Below are 18,279 nucleotides of genomic sequence, written 5' to 3'. Positions count from 1 at the left end.
CCTGCCGTCCCGAATGGATATGACGAACTCCGAACCGCTCCTTCCCGAACGCCTCGCCCGCGCGATCACGATGGCCGGGCCCATCCCGCTGTCGCAATTCATGGGCGCGGCGAACGCGCATTATTATGCGACGCGCGATCCGCTGGGCGCGCGCGGCGACTTCACTACCGCGCCCGAGATCAGCCAGATGTTCGGCGAACTGATCGGACTGTGGCTCGCCGACCTGTGGGACCGCGCCGGACGCCCGTCGGCGCGTTATGTCGAACTGGGCCCCGGCCGCGGCACGCTCGCCGCCGATGCGCTGCGCGCAATGGCCAAGACGGGACTTAAACCGCCGGTCGACTTCATCGAGACCAGCCCGACCCTGCGCGCCGCGCAGGCCGAGCGGGTGCCGGGCGCCGAATGGCATCTCGGCTTCACCGGCATCGCTGAGGAAGGCCCGCTCCTCATCGTCGCCAATGAATTCTTCGACGCGCTGCCGATCCGCCAGCTCGTCGCGACCGAGGACGGCTGGCGCGAGCGATTGGTCGCGTGTCAGGACATTTTGTTCCTGCCGATCGCCGGCGACCGCAGCTTCGACATGATCATCCCGCCCGACCTGCGCGGGGCCGCGCCAGGGTCGATCCTCGAGACCTCGCCCGCCGGCGTCGCAGTGCTGCGCGGACTCGCCACCCGGCTGACCGCGCAGGGCGGCGCCGCGCTGATCATCGACTATGGCTATGAAGGCCCGGCAATCGGCGACACGCTCCAGGCGGTGCGCGGACACGCTTACGCCAATCCGTTCGAGGAGCCCGGCGAGGCCGATCTCACCGCGCATGTCGATTTCGCGACGCTCAAGGAAGCCGCCGAGGCCGAAGGCCTGATCGTCCACGGCCCGGTGACGCAGGGAGCGTTCCTCAAGACGCTCGGCATAGAGGCGCGCACCGAAGCGCTCGCCAAGGCCTCCCCCAACCGTGCCGAATCGCTGGCAATCGACCGCGATCGGCTGATCGGCGAAGAGGCGATGGGCGAGTTGTTCAAGGTCCTCGCCCTCACTGCCCCGGGCTGGCCCATTCCTGCGGGGTTTGCATGACCGACAAGATGCCTGATCACCCGATATCCTACCGCGACGCCACCCCGGACGACCTCCCCGCGATCGACGCGCTGTTCCGCGAAAGCTTTATCGCGACCTTCGGCCATCTCTACAGCCCGGAAAATCTCGCGACTTTCCTCGCCAAATTCACGCCCGAAGCGTGGACGGAGGAATTCGCCACCCCCGGGCTCGCCCTCCGCCTCGCCGAGGACGCCGAAGGGCTGATCGGCTATTGCAAGCTCGGTCCGATCACCCTCCCCGTGGAACCCGGCCCCGCGCCGATCGAATTACGCCAGCTCTATCTGCGCGAGCGCGGCAAGGGCACCGGCGCGGCGCAGGCGCTGATGGACTGGGCGCTTCAGACGGCGCGGGCCCGCGGTGCCGCGACCCTGTGGCTGTCGGTCTATATCGAGAATTACCGGGCCAAGCGGTTCTACGAGCGCTACGGCTTCGTCGATCGCGGCCGCTATGTGTTCATGGTCGGCGAACATGAGGACGAGGATCGACTGATGAGCCTCGATCTGTGAGCCCAGACCTATGAGCGAGATCGAAGCCACCCGCGCCCGCGCGCTCGACGGGATCCCGCACGGCTTTCTCGGCCGGCGCGGTGGCGTCTCGACCGGCGTCGTGGCCGGACTCAACGTGGGCACCGGCTCGGCTGACGACCCACAGGCGATCGCCGAGAACCGCCGCCGCGCCAGCGAAACAGTGCTCCCAGGAGGCCGACTGGTCACGGTCTACCAAGTCCACTCGCCCGATGCCGTCGCGGTGATCGAGCCGTTCGAGGATCGCCTGCGCCCGCGCGCCGACGCACTCGTCACCGACCGTCCCGGGCTCGCGCTGGGCATCCTGACGGCGGACTGCGCCCCCGTTCTCCTCGCCGATCGCGAGGCCGGCGTGGTCGGTGCCGCGCATGCCGGCTGGAAGGGCGCGATCGGCGGCGTCACGGATTCGACGATCGCCTTGATGGAGACGCTGGGGGCGAAGCGCGAGCGCATCGCCGCCGCGGTCGGCCCGTGCATCGCCCGCGCCAGCTACGAAGTCGATGACGGCTTCTTCCGCCGCTTCGCCGAATCCGATCCCGCCAACGAACGCTTCTTCGCCGATGGCAGGCCCAGCCACCACCAGTTCGACCTCGAAGCCTATGTCGCGCACCGCCTCGCCGCGGCGGGAATCCGCACCGTCGAGACACTCGGGCTCGACACTTATTCCGACGAGGACCGTTTCTACAGCTTTCGCCGCGCGACCCACCGCGGCGAACCCGATTACGGCCGGCAGATCGCGATAATTGGTATCAATTGAAACGGCTCTTCGGCTAGGGAACGATCAAACAGATATCGAACCGGAGAGCCTGAATGACCGACGAAACCGAAGCCGAGCTGACCGGCGCCACGCCGCGCCGCCGCCCCAGGGCGAATGTCGACAAGATCGGCGGGCGGAAACTCAAGCCGTCGACGATGATGATGGGCCATGGCTATGATCCGGTGCTGTCGGAAGGGTCGCTCAAGCCACCGATCTTCCTGACCTCGACCTTCGTCTTCCCCAATGCCGCCGCGGGCAAGCGCCATTTCGAGGGCGTCACCGGCAAGCGCCCGGGCGGCGCCGACGGACTCGTCTATTCACGGTTCAACGGCCCCAATCAGGAGATCCTCGAAGATCGCCTCGGCATTTGGGAAGGCGCCGAGGACGCGCTTGCTTTCTCCAGCGGCATGTCGGCGATCGCCACTTTGTTCCTGTCGATGGTCAAGCCCGGCGACACGATCGTCCATTCGGGCCCGCTCTACGCCGCCACCGAAACGCTGATCGCGCGCATCCTCGGCCGCTTCGGCGTCCATTGGCTCGATTTCCCTGCCGGCGCGACGCGCGAGGAGATCGACGCAGTGCTGTCGAAGGCCGCGTCGGGCAACGTCGCCCTGATCTATCTCGAATCGCCCGCCAACCCGACCAACGCCTTGGTCGATGTCGAGGCCGTTGCCGCCAGCCGCGACGCGATCTTCAAGGGCGCCAGGCCGCCGATCGCAATCGACAACACCTTTCTCGGGCCGCTCTGGGCCCAGCCGCTCAAGCAGGGCGCCGACATCGTCGTCTATTCGCTGACCAAATATGCCGGCGGCCATTCGGACCTCGTCGCCGGCGGCGTGCTCGGATCGAAGGAGCACATCAACACGATCCGGCTGATGCGCAACACGATCGGCACGATCTGCGACCCCAACACCGCGTGGATGCTGCTGCGGTCGCTGGAGACGCTCGAGCTCCGCATGAGCCGCGCCGGCGAGAACGCCGTGAAGGTCTGCGAATTCCTCCGCACGCATCCCAAGGTCGAGCATGTCGGCTATCTGGGCTTCCTCGAGGAAGGCTCCCGCCAGGCCGATATCTACAATCGCCACTGCACGGGCGCGGGCTCGACCTTCTCGCTCTATCTGAAGGGCGGCGAGAAGGAAGCGTTCGCCTTTCTCGACGCGCTCAAGATCGCCAAGCTCGCCGTCAGCCTCGGCGGCACCGAGACGCTCGCCAGCCACCCCGCGGGCATGACGCACCTGTCCGTGCCCGAGGCGCGGAAACAGGCGCTGGGGATCACCGACAATCTCGTCCGCATCTCGATCGGCGTCGAGGATGCCGACGACCTGATCTCGGACTTCGAGGAAGCGCTGAAGGCGGTCTAGACTGGGAACCCCGTTCAACCTGATGATTTGACTAACAGGCTGGCCCCCTCTTCGTCATCCCCGCGAAAGCGGGGACCCATCTCCGGCACCATCCACAAACGCGCCGGTGTATTTTGCCGCTCGCTCGGGAGATGGGCCCCCGCCTTCGCGGGGGTGACGCGCTAAATATGAATCCTCAACCTAGCGCGCCAGCGCGGCCTGCAGGCGATCGGCCATCGCGCGCTGATCCTTGAGCGACGGGTGCCAGTCGCATCCGGTCAGTTCGAGCGGGCCGGCGTCGACCACGGTGGCGCCGGTCGCCGCAGCCACCTGCTCGACCTCGGCGCGAAAGGCGTCCGCCGCCATCAGCACGAAGCGTGCCTGGGGCTGGGCCGCACGAAGCCGGCGGACAAAGGCCACATAGCTGGTGCGATAATCCGCACGCAGCGCCGCCGCGTCGGCCCAGGCCTCGCCGGACTTGAGCGGCGTCGAGAAATCGTTGGTACCGAGATTGATCACGATGGTCTGCGGCCGCCACGCGGGATCGTCGGCGGCAGGCGCCGGATCGCCGGGGATCGCGCGGTCATAGAGAAACGGCAGGTTCTCGCCCGGCTTGTTGCCGGCATAGTTGCGCACGATCCCATAGCCCGAATAGGCGATCACGCGATAATCGGCGCCTAGCCGTTTGGCGAGAATCGGCCCGAAGGCCTGTTGCGTATCGGTGGTGTCGTGAATCTCCGCCGCCGTGCACTCGCGCTTCGGCGAGGTATCGCCATAGCCGACGCTGTGCGAGTCCCCGACGAATTCGATCTGTCGTTTGCGCGGGACCGCCGGCAGCGCATCGCCGCCATCGGCGAAGAAGCCGCCGAAACGCGCCGAACCGGACTGGCTCTCGGTCAGCTTTTCGAGCCGCGCGACATGCTCCCCCGGCCCCAGCCCGGTCAGAGTGACGGCGACGACGCCCTCGCCCTTGAGGACGTGCCGCGGCTTCCCGTCGATCAGCAGGCGCAGATGATCCGCGCGCGGAAGCGTGATCACCCTGAGCGTCGGACCGCGGAAACGACTTTCGAAATACACGCCCGGCCAGCCGAAGCTCGTCGCGCGGACGCCCGTCACGACGCGGCCACCGACATGGACGGGAAGCGGCGCTGCCTGCTGGACGACGAGCAGGAGCGGCGCGAGCAACAGGGCTTTCATTCCCCCAGCCTATGAGCCGGAGGCGGGTTCGCCTAGCCCCACAGCCGCGCGCGATACGCCTCGAAGCAGCGCGCCCCGCACTTCAGCCGGATCAGCGCGCCCTCGGCCATCGCCGTCGCCCGCGCCGGATCCTCCTCGACCGCGGGCCGGATCGCTTCCTTGTTCCACTCGATGCTGTGCTTGATGTCGAGCACCGCATGGACCGAGAAATAGCGCCGCTCCTTGGCGTTGAAGCCGAGCCGCTCGAGCCCGTCCGCCACCAGCGCCGAACGTCCCGGTGCAGTCAGCTCGATCGCGCCCAGCGCACCCACCGAATGCCAGGCATAACGGCGGTTGGTCGCCATCGCCGTCATCGCGTTGGCGAGTGCGAGGCTCTCCCACACGGTGTTCTCGATGACGGGGTTCACCTTGAGCGTCTCGACCAGCGCATCGAGCATCGGGCCGTGCATGCCCTTGAACGTGCCGTGCCCCATCTCGTCCCAATAATTGCGCGCGAGCTCGAGCTTGGGCCGCACGGGAAGCTTGACCTGCGTCATCGCGACCAGGTCGTCGAACCCGGCCTCGCCCGCCGCTTCCTGCTCGAAGAACCAGCGGAACTCGTCGATGCTCGCTTCTTCGGCCAGCCACGGGAACAGCGGGTCGCCCTGTCCCGGCCCCGAATTCTTCAGCTCCTCGAACCACGCGATAAAGCCTTCGACATCCGTCGGCGCCCGCGCCGCTTCGTCGATCACCTCGGCGCGCAGCTCTTCGACGAAGCCGCCTTCCAGCCGCTGCATCCTGATGTCGCGTTCGAAAGTACGGCTCCAGTCTTCGCTCGGGAAGCCAGGCTCGAGCCGCTCGCGATTCCAGTGCGCGAGGCCACGTTGAAAGCTGTCGGTTAGGAATTGCGAGCCCGCATCATTTGCGAAGCCGCTCAGACGTGTTGCCATGTTGCTATATTCTCCTGCCGGCGTTCCAACCGGCAGGCAGTGCGGATTGTTCCCGGCGCGGCGCTTTTCAGGCGCGCAACATGCTGGAATTTAACCCAAATCAATCAGGCGACGAGCGGCGCGTCCATCGCCTCGTCCAGCCGCCGCAGATCGGCGCCGCGCGTCTCGCGCCCGAACCACGCCACCAGTCCCAGCGCCACCAGCGTCGGCACCATGATCGCGATCGCGGCCCAGCCCATCGCCGGCACCAGCGCGGTGATCGACAGCAATTGCGCGAACACGCCGCCTCCCTTGGTGCATGCCGCCACCCAGCCGGTCGCGCGGCCGCGCACCCGCAGCGGGAAGCTCTCCGCGGTATAGGGCAGCAGGATCGCGATGATCCCGTTCGATCCGACGATCAGCAGCGCCACCGGCAGCACCGGCGATCCGCTGCCGCTCAATTCGAGCCACATCACCCCCACCAACCCGAGCAAGGTGATGCCGATCACCGTGACGAGCGACCATTTGGTGCTCCACCGGCTGTAGATGAAGGCGCAGACGAACACCGTCGGGAAGGCGATCAGCGCCGATGCCGCGAGCAGCTTGCTCGACACCGCGACCGAATAGCCCTTGCTCACCAGATCGGCGGGGAGCCACAGCAGCAGCCCGAAATTGATCAATCCCCAGGCGATCGCGGCGATCGACAGCGCCGCCAGCTTGCCGATCAGCTTGGCGCCGGTGAGCGGCACATGCGCCTTCGCGCCCGACTCCGCCGCCCTGGGCGCCGCTACCTTCTTCATGGTCGATCCGAACCGCGCCATCACCGCCGCGGCCTCGGCGCGCCGTCCGCGCGCGAGCAGGAACTTGGCCGATTCGGGGATGAACACGCCGAGCAGCACGAGCAGCAGCCCGGTCGGCAGGTTGAGCAGCCACAGGATCCGCCACCCGAAGATCGGCTGGAGCAATGCCGATGCGCCGCTCGCCGCGAAATAGCCGCCGACGGCGCCGAGCCCGCCGACCAGCACTAGGCTCCAGCCGCGATGCCTGCTCGGCATCATCTCGGCGAGCAGCGCGTAAGTGACCGGCAGCATGCCGCCCGCCGCCGCGCCCATCATGAAGCACATGCCGATATTCCAGGCCAGGCTGGGCATCGCGCCGCAGATCGAGGTGCCGACGAACATCACCGCCGAGAGCAGGATCGATGCCTTGCGGCCGTAAATGTCGGCAAGGATGCCCCACACCACCGACCCGGTCACCGTGCCCAGCAACGCGAAGAAGGGCACGAGCGACACGGTAGCTTTGGGCACGCCATATTCCATGATCATGCCCGGCACGGTGAACCCCAGTGCCGCGGGCTTCATGATGTCGATGATCAGGGCGACGACCAGCACCGCCATCAGCCCCCAATGCGCCGGTCCCAGATGCGCGTCCTCGGGCGCGGCGATCTCGAAGCTCTCGCTCGCCGCCCGGTGCGCCGCGACATCGCGCGGGAGTAGGCCATATGCGGCGATCAGGCAGCCGATGATGATCAGCCCCATGCCGGCGACCATGTCCCAGCCCATCGGCATGCCGGCCAGCATGAAGTGCATGCTCTTGCCCATCATGAACATGGGCACGTGCATCAGCACGCCCGCGGTGACCGCCGCGCAGCCGAGCACGAAGATCCAGGCGCCGCGCCGATCCGATAGAACACTGCTCAATTGCACGACCCGACCCCCGAAGACTTCCCCCGCCCCATTTGCTTCTATTGGCGCCAACTTCTGCAAGCGCGGGGGCAAAGCCGGGCATAGAGGAGAGCGAGGGGAAGGGCAAAACCGGGGTGACGGGTCGAAGCGTGTCGAACCGGGTTGGATGCCGCATCCGCCTATGCTTTAACCCGCCGCCATGCCCAGTAGCTTTAGCCGCGCCCTCGCCGCGCTCGCCGCTTTGTCGCTCACCGCCGCACCGCTTGCCGCCCAGACCACGTACGAAAGCGTCGACCCGTTCATCGGCACCGGCGGCGAGGGCCACACCTTCCCGGGCGCCGTCGCTCCGTTCGGCATGGTCCAGCTGAGCCCCGACACCGACACCGGCTGCGTGATCCGCGAATGCTATGGCCACGCCGCCGGCTACCGCCATGACGATCCGACGATCCAGGGCTTCTCGCACACCCATTTCTCGGGCGCCGGCCATTCGGACCTCGGCGACTTCCTCGTCATGCCCGCCACCGGCGAGAATGTCCTGCTCGAGCCCGGCGACCCGAAGACTCCCCGCTCGGGCTATCGCTCGCGCTTCAGCCACGACACCGAGACCGCGCAGCCCGGCTATTACGGCGTCACCCTCGCCGATTCGGGCATCCGCGCCGAGATGACCGCCGGAATCCGCGTCGGCGTGCATCGCTATGCCTTCCCCGCCGGCGCGCCCGCGCATCTGATCGTCGATCTGCGCAGCGCGCTCTACAATTATCCGGGCAAGACGCTCTGGTCGTCGATCCGCGTCCGCCCCGACGGCACGATCACGGGCATGCGCGAGACGCGCGGCTGGGCGCCGGCGCGGAAACTCTTCTTCGCGATGCGCCCCTCGGCCCCCCTGACGTCCCACGCCTTCCTCAACCGCGAGGAGAAGGTGGAGTATAAGGGCTTCCAGGGCCCCGGCCGCAACCGCGACGATGTCGACCAGCTAGCGGGCCGCGCGATCGTCGCCCGGCTCGATTTCGGCAAGCTCGACAAGCCGCTCGAACTCAAGGTCGCGCTGTCGAGCGTCGACGAGGACAATGCGATCGCCAACCTCGACACCGAGCGCGGCAATTTCGACGCCGTCCGCGCGAAGACCCGGGCCGCCTGGGAACAGGCCCTCGGCGCGATCGAGATCGAGGCGCCCGCCGCGACCAAGACGATGGTTTCCACCGCGCTCTACCACGCGCTGATGGCGCCGAGCGTCTTCTCCGACGCCGACGGCCGCTATCGCGGTCCCGACGATCAGGTCCACAAGGCCGAGGGCTTCACCTTCCACTCGACCTTCTCGCTCTGGGATACGTTCCGCGCCGAGCATCCGTTATTGCTGCTCGTCCAGCCCGAACGCCGCAATGCCGACTTCATCCAGTCGCTGCTCGCGAGCCAGAAGGAGAGCCCGTTCGGCATCCTGCCGGTCTGGCAATTCCACGGCCGCGAGACATGGACGATGATCGGCTATCACGCCGTCCCCGTCATCGCCGACGCGTATCTGAAGGGCGTGCGCGGCTTCGACGCGAATGCCGCGCTCGATGCGATGGTCAAGAGCGCGAGCTACGGCCCCTATGGCGGGCTCGATCACTATATGAAGCTCGGCTACGTCCCCATCGACAAGGAGCCTGAAGCCGCTTCGAAGACCGTCGAATATGCCTATGACGACTGGACCATCGCCCGCATGGCCCGCGCACTCGGCAAGGACGATGTCGCTGCCACCTTCGATAAGCGCGCCGGCAACTGGCGGGGCAGCTTCGACGCCAAGACCGGCTTCCTGCGCGCGCGCAAGGCCGACGGCAGCTTCCGCACCCCCTTCGACCCCACTGCGATCAACTACGGATCGGATTATACAGAGGGCAACGCCTGGCAATATTCGTGGTTCGTGCCCCACGATCAGGCCGCGATGTTCGCCCTGCTCGGCGGCGACCAGGCGGCGGTGAAGAAACTCGACGCGATGTTCGACTTCGACAATTCGAAGCTCGACTACAGCCATGCCGAGGACATTGCCGGGCTGATCGGCCAATATATCCACGGCAACGAGCCCAGCCACCACGTCGCCTATCTCTACAATTTCGCCGGCCAGCCCTGGCGGACGCAGGAGCGGCTCAAGCAGATCGTCGAGAGCCAGTACAAGACCGGCCCCGAAGGCCTGTCGGGCAATGACGATCTCGGCCAGATGTCGTCCTGGCTGGTCTTCACCTCGCTCGGTTTCTATCCGGTCGCGCCGGGGTCGAACCAGTACGTGCTCGGCCGCCCCTTCGTGAACCGCGCGACGCTCAACCTGCCGAACGGCAAGCGCTTCACGGTGCTCGCGGACGGACTGTCGGCGTCGAACACCTATGTCGGCCAGGCCACGCTCAACGGGAAGCCGCTGACGCGCAGCTACATCACCCATGAGGAACTCACCGCCGGCGGCGAGCTGCGCTTCACGATGCAGGCAAAGCCCAACACGAGCTGGGCCACTTCCCGCGCAGCACGCCCGTTCTCGAGGAGCACGAGGGGTTAGGCCGGAAGCGAGGTAGCCTATATCGACCGGCTTTCATGTGGATCATCGAGCTTGAAACGGAACAGGCGGCTGGGACCGTCTTCCGGCACGACGTACAGTTCGCGGCCCTCGATCGCCATTCCCTCGCCGGTATAGGGCCCGCCACGGCCCAAGGGCCTGACCGGTCCGATCGCTCCGGCGCGCAATGTTCGCCTGAGCTTCATCGACGGCCAGTCGATCCAGTCGACGGCGCCGCTCCACAAGGTCAGCGATCCGCCCGCCACAAGCTGTCCGTCGACGAACTTCATGTCCTGATAGTGCGTCGGGGAAGGGTTCGGCACGATGCGCATCCGCGCATTGTCGCCCAGATCGAATATGTAGAGCAGTTCGCTGTCCCAATTGCCCGCCACGAGATTGCGGCCAGATGCCGCCACGCACCCCAGATGGTCCGCGACATGGATTTTCCGGCGAATCTGCAGACTGTCCGCATCGATTTCGACGAGTATTGCCGCACTCTTCGGCTTCATCTCCGCAACCGGAACCCAAATCGAACGGCCGGAAATCGATATCCCGCCCGGATGATATTTTGCTCCGTCCGTCAGCTCCAGCCGCCGCCGGAGCTTGCCGGTGCGCCGATCGAACTCGTGGATATAGCCCTTGCGGTTCTCCTGATCGACCGACGTGACCCAGATGCGCCGGCTATCGAGCTCGAGCCCCTGGACATGAAACAGCTCCCCTTCGAGCTGGAGGGTGTCCAACAGGCGGGCATGCTCGATCGTTCCGTCGAACTGGTCCGGAGCCGCGGACACCGACAGACTCGGCAACACCAGGAAAAGCGCAGTCAAACTGGTTCGGATGGTCTTGCGGATCATCTGACTTGCCCCCGGACTTTGCGTATCCGGGGCCCATGGCAAACTTGTGTGTCAGAATGACTGCGCGCTTCCGGATGAACTGTCCCGGTGCCGGCTTTCCGGACGATTTCGCTGAAATCCGTCAGGCGGCAAGAACCGGCCGATCAGGTCGAGCGGCGGCTACGCTCCCGATCTCGGCCGTAAACGGGCCGTAATAGGTTCCCACAACCCGCCACCTGGCTTGAGGGCAATAGCCGAAATTGATAGCCATCGTTTCGACGGGCGCGCATATCCGTTTGGCAAGGGGCATCGATCAAATGTTCTACGGCGCTCTTTCGCTTTTCAGCCTGGCTTTTGTCGGATTGGGGCCCGTAAATGCTCAAGAGGCCGCACCTGGATATACGATCCCGAATTCGAGAATACTGACTTTGCCGGTCACCAGCAACGGTCGGCACTATGCGTTGTACGTGGGTTTACCGGCAAGCTACGGGAAAGATCCCGCCCGACGCTATCCGGTCGTCTATGTAACTGACGGTTATTGGGATTTCCCCAAGATCACGAACATGGGAGGGGGTCTTGCCTATGATCGGGTCGTGCCGGAATTCATCACGATAGGATTGGGATATGCTGGCTCCGGCCTCGATTTCGGTGATCTGCGCCGATGGGAACTTTCGCCAGCCCCCTTTGGCGATAATGGCGAAAAATCCGGACACGCGGCAGATTTTCTGGAAACGCTGCGAAGCAGGATAATTCCGCTGGTGGACGCGGAGTATCACACTGACCCGTCCTACCGGGTGCTGGCAGGAGCCTCTCTCGGAGGGCTATTCACACTTTACGCCATGTTCAGCAGGCCCGAACTGTTCCAGGCATATATCGCCGCGACGCCTGCCGTAACCGTGAGCGATGATTGGCTCTTTCGATATGAAGAGCGTTTCGCTCAATCCGGCGCCACGCTGAAGGGGCGCCTCTACATGTCCGTCGGAAGCAACGAGTCACCTGCCTATTTAAACGGCGTGATTCGCTTCAATCAACGGCTGGCCTCGCGGCGCCATGCCGGCTTCGACTATGATTTCCGCATAGTAGAAGGCGAGCGTCATGGCGGAGCTCCATTCGAATCCTATACGCGCGGGCTGAGGTTTGCATTCCTTCCCCGCGCTCCTGAAACAGGGCCGGCTCCGGGGCCCTGAGCCGGACTGACCAGCCCTCGATTCCGTTCTTCGGGGCAAGGCGGTCTCCGCGACTGCAGACGGAGATGGTCGCTGCAGGTCCGCTTCTGATGGCTTCGCTAGGGCGGTCAGCCTCAGTTCGCCGGCTTGTGGCTGCCCGCTACTATCGCGTCGAATTTGGCCTTGGGCATGTTGATCAGCAGCCCCTTGTTGTTCTTTGCGAGCGAGGCGAATTCCACTTCGATCTTGCCGCCCGGGCTGACGATCACCGCGTACCCCATGCCCACCCTCTCGATCGAGCCGATCACGACGCCCTTCGAATCCCGCACGTCGCTGCCCGGCGTGACATCTTCCGGAGTCACGGGGACCGGGCGTAGCGATCTGGTCGGGCCCGCGGCGCGGCCGGCGACCTCGTCCCGCATCCGGTTGAAGTCGAAATCGCGCGTGTCGGGGCTGCGAATTTCGGGTGGCGGCGGAGGCGCCGACGGGGCGGGATTGCCAGACACCTGGGCATGCGCTGCACCCGCAAGGGTCAGCGCGGCAGCCATAGCTGCCAGTTCAAGCGTGCGCATTCAGCCCCTCCTGTTTCTTGCGATGGTATCGCTAACAAGCGCGTGGGGCAATCGCCTGACCGGAGTTCATCATTGTTCCATTGTTCGCCACTGTGATTAGCGGTCGCAGCAGCTCGTGCTCCGGCGAAAGCAGGAGCGCTGAAGGGCTGATATTGATCGATTGCAGACCCTGCAACCGCCTGCTTGCAATGTAGGATTTCACCTGCTTGGCTCGCGGTGTCGGCCACTGCGCCGCCGCTCTTTGACTCGTCAGCAACTTGCCTCTTCCTCGCGAAAGAATGTTGCGAGATGAATCGCGTTTCCGACAAAAGAGTCAATTTAGCGGCGAGCGTCAGCCGTCGCCGACGCGCTCGATATCGGCGCCAACGCCCTGGAGCTTCTCCTCGAGCCGTTCGTAGCCGCGGTCGAGATGATAGACGCGATTGACCTGCGTCTCGCCCTCGGCAACGAGGCCGGCAATGATCAGGCTCATCGATGCGCGCAGGTCGGTCGCCATCACCGGCGCGCCGACCAGCTTGGTCGGCCCGTGCACGACGGCGGTGCGCCCGCGTACATCGATATGCGCGCCCATGCGCGCCAGCTCGGGCACGTGCATGTAGCGGTTCTCGAAGATCGTCTCGGTGAACACGCTGGCCCCCTCGGCGACCAGTTGCATCGCCATGAACTGCGCCTGCATGTCGGTTGCGAAGCCCGGGAAAGGCGCGGTAGACAGCGTCAGCGGCTTGAGCTTGCCCTCTGCCGCGATGCGGATGCCGCTCTTCTTTTCCTCGACCGTCACGCCGGCCTGGATGAGCGCGTCGAGGGTTGCGCGCATGTCGTTCGCCTCGGCACCGACCAGTTCGACATCGCCGCCGGTGATCGCCGCGGCGCAGGCATAGCTGCCCGCCTCGATCCGGTCAGGCATCACGGCGTAGGTCGCGCCGTGCAGGCGGTCCTTGCCTTCGATCTCCAGCTGCTCGGTGCCGATGCCGTTGATCTGCGCCCCCATCGCGACGAGCAGATTGCAGAGATCGACGATCTCGGGCTCGCGTGCCGCATTGTCGAGCACGGTCGTACCCTTGCAGGTCACCGCCGCCATCAGCGCATTCTCGGTCGCCCCGACCGACACCACCGGGAAACTGAAGCGCCCGCCCTTGAGGCGCCCGCCCGGCGCGCTGGCCTTCACATAGCCTGCGGCGACTTCGATCTCCGCACCCATCGCCTGCAATGCCTTGAGGTGCAGGTCGATCGGCCGGTTGCCGATCGCGCAGCCGCCGGGCAACGACACCGTCGCCTCGCCTGCGCGGCCGAGCAGCGGCCCCAGCACGAGGATCGAGGCGCGCATCTTCCGGACGATGTCATAGGGCGCGACGGTCGAGGTCAGCTTGCCGGCGCGCGTGGTCATCACCCGGCCGAAATCATTGGGCCGCGTGCCTTCGATCGCCGTCGAGGCGCCGAGTTCGTTCAGTAGATGTCCGAAGCTGTCGACATCCGCGAGGCGTGGCAGGTTCCGGAGTGTGAGGGGCTCGTCGGTCAGCAATGCGCAGGGCATCAGCGTGAGCGCGGCGTTTTTCGCCCCCGAAACGGCGATTTTCCCGGAAAGGCGATTTCCGCCACGGATGAGGATGCGGTCCATGGCCGAGCTTCTAGCCGCTCATGGCGCGTGCGCAAGCGCGGCAGTCCGTGAAACCGATTGATCGACTTTAATGCATTGATTCCACGGCACTGCTTTGCACGTCGGGTGGGGGGAATTCAAAAGCGTGTCGGGTAGTTGTTTCGCGGATGTGCTGGGTGAACTCGTCGACCTGACCAAAGGCGAACGGGGCGCGCTCGAAAAACTGGAGGAACGCAAGCGGCGCGTGCGCCGCGGAGCGGTGCTGCAGCGTGAGAATGAGGCGTGCAACGAGCTCTTCATCCTCCGCAAGGGGCTGATGATGAGCTATGTGCTGCTCGACGACGGCAGCCGGCAGATCCTGCGCTTCCTGTTCCCCGGCGATATGCTCGGCGTGTCGAGCGCAGTCTATCAGGAAGCGCCCGAGACCCTGGCGGCGCTTTCCGATTGCGTGGTCTCCCCGTTCGACCGTGCCGCTTTGTCGGAGATCATACGCGATCATCCGCGGCTCTCGGCGCTGATCCTCGTTTATTGCCAGATCGAGCGCGTGGCGCTGACCGACCGGCTCGCCGCCCTCGGCCGCACCAGCGCCAAGGCGCGGGTCGCCGCATTGCTGATCGAGCTGCGCAACCGCCTGCGCGCGACCGACAGGAGCATCGCCAATGCCTTCGTGCTCGGCCTGACGCAGGAGGAGATCGGCGACGCCACCGGGCTCACCGCGGTCCACGTCAACCGCATGCTGCGCCAATTGGAGGAGGACGGCCTGATCCGCCGCGAAGCGGGCCGGGTCACGCTGATCGACGAACGCGCACTCGCCAGCGCGGCCAATTACGTCAACCGCTTCCAGGGCCTGGACCTGAGTTGGCTGCCGCAACCGCGGAGCTAGCGGTTCACGCCTTCTCCAGCGTGCACTGGAGCGGGTGCTGGTTCTGCCGGGCGAAGTCGATCACCTGGCTCACCTTGGTCTCGGCGACTTCGTAGCTGAACACCCCGCACACCCCCACGCCGCGCTGATGGACGTGGAGCATTACCCGTGTCGCTTCCTCCATGTTCATCCGGAAGAAGCGCTGGAGGCACAGGACGACGAACTCCATCGGTGTGTAATCGTCGTTGAGCATCAGCACGCGGTACGGCGTCGGCTTCTTGGTCCGCGTGCGCGTGCGCGTCGCGAGCCCGACCGACGGGTCGCGGGTGCCCGTGTCGTCGTCGTCGCCGTTCTCGGCCATCTGGATCATGAATTTGGTGGGTTCGGCCATGTCGCGTTGAAAATATGGGTTCGCCGGATCGGAGGCAAGGCCGCAACAATGCCGCACGGCTCCAAAAAAAGCACGCATCGTCAAAAAGAAAAGGGCGGCCGCCTTTCGGCAGCCGCCCTATTTACGCGTTTACTGGAGCGCGATGCGCTCAGGCAGCAGTCTTCACCTTCTCGGCGGCGACCGCGAAGCGGCTCGAAATCGGCTGCGCGGCGTCGCCGGCGAGCTTGAGCACGGCTTCGGTGTTCTTCGAGGCTTCGGCGACATACGAGTCGAACGCGCCACGGACGAAGTCGCTCTGCAGCTTGAAGAATTCGGTCGGCGACTTGACGGTCGCGAACGACTTCAGCGCGGCAGTCGCGCTCTCGAACGACTTGCGGCCATATTCGGCGGCGTCCTGACCGAGGGTCTCGAAGCCCTTGGCGGCGATACGGCCCGACTCGACGACGGCCTCGAGGTTGCCCTTGGCGAACTCATTGGCCTCTTCGACGAGCTTGGTCGACTTCTCGACGGCGGCCTTGGTGCGATCGTTGAAGTCCGCGAACAGAGCCTGGGCCTTGGCGGTATTGGTTTCGAAATTGGTAGCCATGCTGATGGTTTCCTTGACGATGGTTTCCGGGGCGGTCTCGACGACGGCCTCGGCTACGTTGACGGTTTCCGCGGCGGCGGCTTGGGCCTGCTCTGCCGCGATTTCGACGGTCTCGACTACTTCCTGCGACGCTGCCTCCACGACCGGTGCCGGCTCGGGAGCAATCACCGGGGCAACAGCCTCGGCAACAACGACCGGCGCGGACTTTTCAGCCTTGGAAACAACAGCCTCAGCCTTGGGCGCGGCCGGCTTCCTGGCGCGCGCCGCAGGCTTCGGAGCGACGGTTTTTGCCGGCGCTTTCGGTCCCTTGGTGGCCATGCGAATCGTCCCCTGACTATTGCTGCAATGCAGCATGTAGGGGGTTGTTGCGCGCGTTGCAAGAGCATTTTTGTGCACTGCACAATAAAGACGTTTACGTCACGGAATGAAGGCTTTAGCGGGTGCGTACATAGCTCCCCGGCGCATCTTCAAGTGCCTTGAACTTGCCCTTTCCGGGCACGCGTGCACCTTTTGCATCCACCTTGGCGGCATCGACGCTTTCGATCCATCCCACCCAATCGGGCCACCAACTCCCCTTGGTTTCCCGGGCACCCGCCATGAATTCGGCGAGCGTCTCGACCTTCTGGTCGTTGACCCAATATTGGTATTTGCCTGCCGCCGGCGGGTTCACCACTCCGGCGATATGGCCCGATCCCGCCAGCACGAACTTCAATGGCCCCTTGAAATGATGGGTGATCTTCCAGACGCTTGCTGCGGGCGCGATATGATCTTCGCGACCGGCTTGGACATAGGTCGGGGTCGTGATCTTCGTCAGATCGACCGGCGTGCCTTCGATCGAGAGAAGGCCCGGTACCGCCAGTTTGTTGTCGCGGTACAGATCCGTGAGATAGCTCAGATGCCAGGTCGCGGGCAGATTGGTGACGTCGGAGTTCCAATGGAGCAGGTCGAACGGCACATAATCCTGCCCCATCAGGTAATTGTTGGTGACATAGTTCCAGATCAGGTCGCGTCCGCGCAGCAGGTTGAAGGTCGCCGCCATATAGCGTCCATCCAGGAATCCCTCGGCACCGAGGCTCTTGATCAGCGCAAGCTGGTCGTCGTCGACGAACATGGTCAGATCGCCGGCTTCGGAGAAATCGACCTGGGCCGTGAAGAAGGTTGCGCTCCTGACCTTCTCGCTCTGCCCGCGTGCCGCCAGCACCGCGAGCGTCGCCGCCAATGTCGTCCCCGCCACGCAATAGCCGATGGCGTGCACGCTCTCGACGCCGAGCAGCTCGCGCACCGTGTCGATCGCGTCGATCTGGCCGCGCTCGACATAATCGTCCCAGACGACGTCCTTCATCGTCGCGTCGGCGGACTTCCACGAGACGACGAAGACGGTGAGCCCCTGCTCGACCGCCCAGCGGATGAAACTTTTCTCGGGCGTCAGATCGAGGATGTAGAAGCGGTTGATCCAGGGCGGGAAGATGATCAGCGGCGTCTCGTAGACCTGCTTGGTCACCGGCGAATATTGGATCAGCTCGTACAAGGGCGTGCGCTTGACGACCTTGCCCGGGGTCATCGCCAGGTTCTTGCCCAGCTCGAACGCGCCCTCGGCGGTCTGCGTCATCTGCCCCTTGGCGATATCCGACAGCATGTTCTGCAGGCCCTTGAGCAGGCTCTCGCCCTTGGTCTCGACGATCTTCTCGAGCACCTGCGGATTGGTCGCCGGGAAGTTGGTCGGACTCACTGCGTCGATGAAGCCCTTGGTCGCGAAGCGGATCTGCTCCTTCTGCTTCGGATCCACATTCTCCAGCGCATCGACGCCCTTCAGCAGATTGTCGGCGATTACGAAATAGCTCTGCCGGAGGAAGTCGAATACCGGCTCCTCGCGCCATTGCGGTGCCTTGAAGCGCTTGTCCCTCGCCTGCTCCGGCGTCTCCTCGAACGGCGTCGCATGCGCCGGATCGAGAAAGCGCTGCCATAGTTGCATGGTGTCGGCCCAGAAGCTTGCGCCCGCCCGCAGCGCACTGGTCGGATCCATCGCGGGTGCCGCCGGGATATGCTCCATCATGTCGAAGCCGTGCTCGAGCATCATCTGCTGCGCCTTGCCCAGCACCCAGGTCCAATGCTGGAGGTCCTCGAGGCTTGGAAGTGGGGTCGTGGTATCGGCCATGCGTTCCTCTCCAGCGGCGAGTACGGCCCCTTTAGCGCCGACAAGCCAAGACGTCATTCCCGGACACGCAGGAATGGCGTAGGAACGCTTCACGG

The 18,279-nt window shown here is 65.0% G+C and carries 16 protein-coding genes; 7 read left to right on the top strand and 9 right to left on the bottom strand.

Annotation, left to right across the window (positions count from 1 at the left end; all coding sequences use genetic code 11):
* Positions 1–19: 19 nt before the first annotated feature.
* From ASE13_RS02020 to ASE13_RS02005, 4 genes are read left to right on the top strand one after another with little or no spacing between them, the layout of a single operon-like run.
* A complete protein-coding gene (locus tag ASE13_RS02020; RefSeq protein ID WP_056614576.1) occupies positions 20–1,072 on the top strand; it encodes a class I SAM-dependent methyltransferase in 1,053 nt (350 codons plus the stop codon).
* Positions 1,069–1,599 (top strand): GNAT family N-acetyltransferase, encoded by a 531-nt coding sequence (locus ASE13_RS02015; RefSeq protein ID WP_235536812.1) that lies wholly within the window; start codon positions 1,069–1,071, stop codon positions 1,597–1,599. Before ASE13_RS02020 ends, ASE13_RS02015 begins: the two co-directional genes overlap by 4 nt.
* Before the next feature lie 10 nt (positions 1,600–1,609).
* Positions 1,610–2,374, top strand: a complete 765-nt coding sequence (gene pgeF, locus ASE13_RS02010; RefSeq protein ID WP_056610702.1) for a peptidoglycan editing factor PgeF — start codon at positions 1,610–1,612, stop codon at positions 2,372–2,374.
* 53 nt (positions 2,375–2,427) lie between these two features.
* Complete coding sequence (locus ASE13_RS02005) at positions 2,428–3,735, top strand: cystathionine gamma-synthase family protein (RefSeq protein ID WP_056610699.1); 1,308 nt, start codon at positions 2,428–2,430, stop codon at positions 3,733–3,735.
* 180 nt (positions 3,736–3,915) lie between these two features.
* Here the strand turns inward: ASE13_RS02005 and ASE13_RS02000 are convergent, their stop codons facing one another.
* The 3 genes from ASE13_RS02000 to ASE13_RS01990 form a co-directional block, all read right to left on the bottom strand.
* Complete coding sequence (locus ASE13_RS02000; protein WP_056610696.1) at positions 3,916–4,911, bottom strand: SGNH/GDSL hydrolase family protein; 996 nt, start codon at positions 4,909–4,911, stop codon at positions 3,916–3,918.
* 32 nt (positions 4,912–4,943) lie between these two features.
* Complete coding sequence (locus tag ASE13_RS01995; RefSeq protein WP_056610694.1) at positions 4,944–5,840, bottom strand: iron-containing redox enzyme family protein; 897 nt, start codon at positions 5,838–5,840, stop codon at positions 4,944–4,946.
* Between the two features lie 104 nt (positions 5,841–5,944).
* Positions 5,945–7,525 carry an MFS transporter gene (locus ASE13_RS01990; protein ID WP_235536811.1) on the bottom strand — a complete coding sequence of 527 codons (1,581 nt, stop codon included), beginning with the start codon at positions 7,523–7,525 and terminating at the stop codon, positions 5,945–5,947.
* Positions 7,526–7,703: 178 nt separating this feature from the next.
* Here ASE13_RS01990 and ASE13_RS01985 point away from each other — a divergent pair, with 178 nt between their 5' ends.
* Positions 7,704–10,028 carry a GH92 family glycosyl hydrolase gene (locus tag ASE13_RS01985; RefSeq protein WP_056610688.1) on the top strand — a complete coding sequence of 775 codons (2,325 nt, stop codon included), beginning with the start codon at positions 7,704–7,706 and terminating at the stop codon, positions 10,026–10,028.
* Positions 10,029–10,045: 17 nt separating this feature from the next.
* Here the strand turns inward: ASE13_RS01985 and ASE13_RS01980 are convergent, their stop codons facing one another.
* Positions 10,046–10,816 (bottom strand): DUF6454 family protein, encoded by a 771-nt coding sequence (locus tag ASE13_RS01980; RefSeq protein WP_156404688.1) that lies wholly within the window; start codon positions 10,814–10,816, stop codon positions 10,046–10,048.
* A 359-nt stretch (positions 10,817–11,175) separates the two neighbouring features.
* Between ASE13_RS01980 and ASE13_RS19110 the strand changes: the two genes are divergently transcribed.
* On the top strand, positions 11,176–12,045 hold the full coding sequence (locus ASE13_RS19110; protein WP_156404687.1) for an alpha/beta hydrolase: 870 nt from the start codon (positions 11,176–11,178) through the stop codon (positions 12,043–12,045).
* Between the two features lie 113 nt (positions 12,046–12,158).
* Here the strand turns inward: ASE13_RS19110 and ASE13_RS01975 are convergent, their stop codons facing one another.
* Both ASE13_RS01975 and murA read right to left on the bottom strand, forming a co-directional pair.
* Positions 12,159–12,596, bottom strand: coding sequence for a hypothetical protein (locus tag ASE13_RS01975; RefSeq protein ID WP_156404686.1), 438 nt, complete (start codon positions 12,594–12,596; stop codon positions 12,159–12,161).
* A gap of 331 nt (positions 12,597–12,927) precedes the next feature.
* On the bottom strand, positions 12,928–14,211 hold the full coding sequence (gene murA, locus ASE13_RS01970; protein WP_056610678.1) for a UDP-N-acetylglucosamine 1-carboxyvinyltransferase: 1,284 nt from the start codon (positions 14,209–14,211) through the stop codon (positions 12,928–12,930).
* A gap of 151 nt (positions 14,212–14,362) precedes the next feature.
* Here murA and ASE13_RS01965 point away from each other — a divergent pair, with 151 nt between their 5' ends.
* The gene (locus tag ASE13_RS01965) at positions 14,363–15,073 is read left to right on the top strand and encodes a Crp/Fnr family transcriptional regulator (protein ID WP_056614570.1); all 711 of its coding nucleotides are present in this window, start codon (positions 14,363–14,365) and stop codon (positions 15,071–15,073) included.
* A 4-nt stretch (positions 15,074–15,077) separates the two neighbouring features.
* On the opposite strand, the gene clpS is transcribed toward ASE13_RS01965, so the two are convergent.
* The 3 genes from clpS to ASE13_RS01950 all read right to left on the bottom strand — a co-directional run bounded on the left by clpS (position 15,078) and on the right by ASE13_RS01950 (position 18,184).
* The gene (clpS, locus tag ASE13_RS01960) at positions 15,078–15,413 is read right to left on the bottom strand and encodes an ATP-dependent Clp protease adapter ClpS (protein WP_056614568.1); all 336 of its coding nucleotides are present in this window, start codon (positions 15,411–15,413) and stop codon (positions 15,078–15,080) included.
* 178 nt (positions 15,414–15,591) lie between these two features.
* Entirely contained in the window at positions 15,592–16,347 is a 756-nt protein-coding gene (locus tag ASE13_RS01955) for a phasin family protein (RefSeq protein ID WP_056610675.1), read from the bottom strand.
* A gap of 115 nt (positions 16,348–16,462) precedes the next feature.
* Positions 16,463–18,184, bottom strand: a complete 1,722-nt coding sequence (locus ASE13_RS01950; RefSeq protein WP_056610672.1) for a PHA/PHB synthase family protein — start codon at positions 18,182–18,184, stop codon at positions 16,463–16,465.
* Positions 18,185–18,279: the final 95 nt, after the last annotated feature.

The organism is Sphingomonas sp. Root241 (assembly GCF_001428865.1).
Taxonomy (GTDB): domain Bacteria; phylum Pseudomonadota; class Alphaproteobacteria; order Sphingomonadales; family Sphingomonadaceae; genus Sphingomonas.
The sequence above is the reverse complement of the archived record's forward strand: the minus strand, read 5'-3'. Positions and strand labels throughout refer to the sequence as shown.

What these genes read in the sequence shown, in the direction of transcription:
- ASE13_RS02020 (WP_056614576.1), top strand. Translation starts at nt 20, where the DNA reads ATGACGAACTCCGAACCGCTCCTTCCCGAACGCCTCGCCCGCGCGATC.
- ASE13_RS02015 (WP_235536812.1), top strand. Translation starts at nt 1,069, where the DNA reads ATGACCGACAAGATGCCTGATCACCCGATATCCTACCGCGACGCCACC.
- pgeF (WP_056610702.1), top strand. Translation starts at nt 1,610, where the DNA reads ATGAGCGAGATCGAAGCCACCCGCGCCCGCGCGCTCGACGGGATCCCG.
- ASE13_RS02005 (WP_056610699.1), top strand. Translation starts at nt 2,428, where the DNA reads ATGACCGACGAAACCGAAGCCGAGCTGACCGGCGCCACGCCGCGCCGC.
- ASE13_RS02000 (WP_056610696.1), bottom strand. Translation starts at nt 4,911, where the DNA reads ATGAAAGCCCTGTTGCTCGCGCCGCTCCTGCTCGTCGTCCAGCAGGCA.
- ASE13_RS01995 (WP_056610694.1), bottom strand. Translation starts at nt 5,840, where the DNA reads ATGGCAACACGTCTGAGCGGCTTCGCAAATGATGCGGGCTCGCAATTC.
- ASE13_RS01985 (WP_056610688.1), top strand. Translation starts at nt 7,704, where the DNA reads ATGCCCAGTAGCTTTAGCCGCGCCCTCGCCGCGCTCGCCGCTTTGTCG.
- ASE13_RS19110 (WP_156404687.1), top strand. Translation starts at nt 11,176, where the DNA reads ATGTTCTACGGCGCTCTTTCGCTTTTCAGCCTGGCTTTTGTCGGATTG.
- ASE13_RS01975 (WP_156404686.1), bottom strand. Translation starts at nt 12,596, where the DNA reads ATGCGCACGCTTGAACTGGCAGCTATGGCTGCCGCGCTGACCCTTGCG.
- murA (WP_056610678.1), bottom strand. Translation starts at nt 14,211, where the DNA reads ATGGACCGCATCCTCATCCGTGGCGGAAATCGCCTTTCCGGGAAAATC.
- clpS (WP_056614568.1), bottom strand. Translation starts at nt 15,413, where the DNA reads ATGGCCGAGAACGGCGACGACGACGACACGGGCACCCGCGACCCGTCG.
- ASE13_RS01955 (WP_056610675.1), bottom strand. Translation starts at nt 16,347, where the DNA reads ATGGCCACCAAGGGACCGAAAGCGCCGGCAAAAACCGTCGCTCCGAAG.
- ASE13_RS01950 (WP_056610672.1), bottom strand. Translation starts at nt 18,184, where the DNA reads ATGGCCGATACCACGACCCCACTTCCAAGCCTCGAGGACCTCCAGCAT.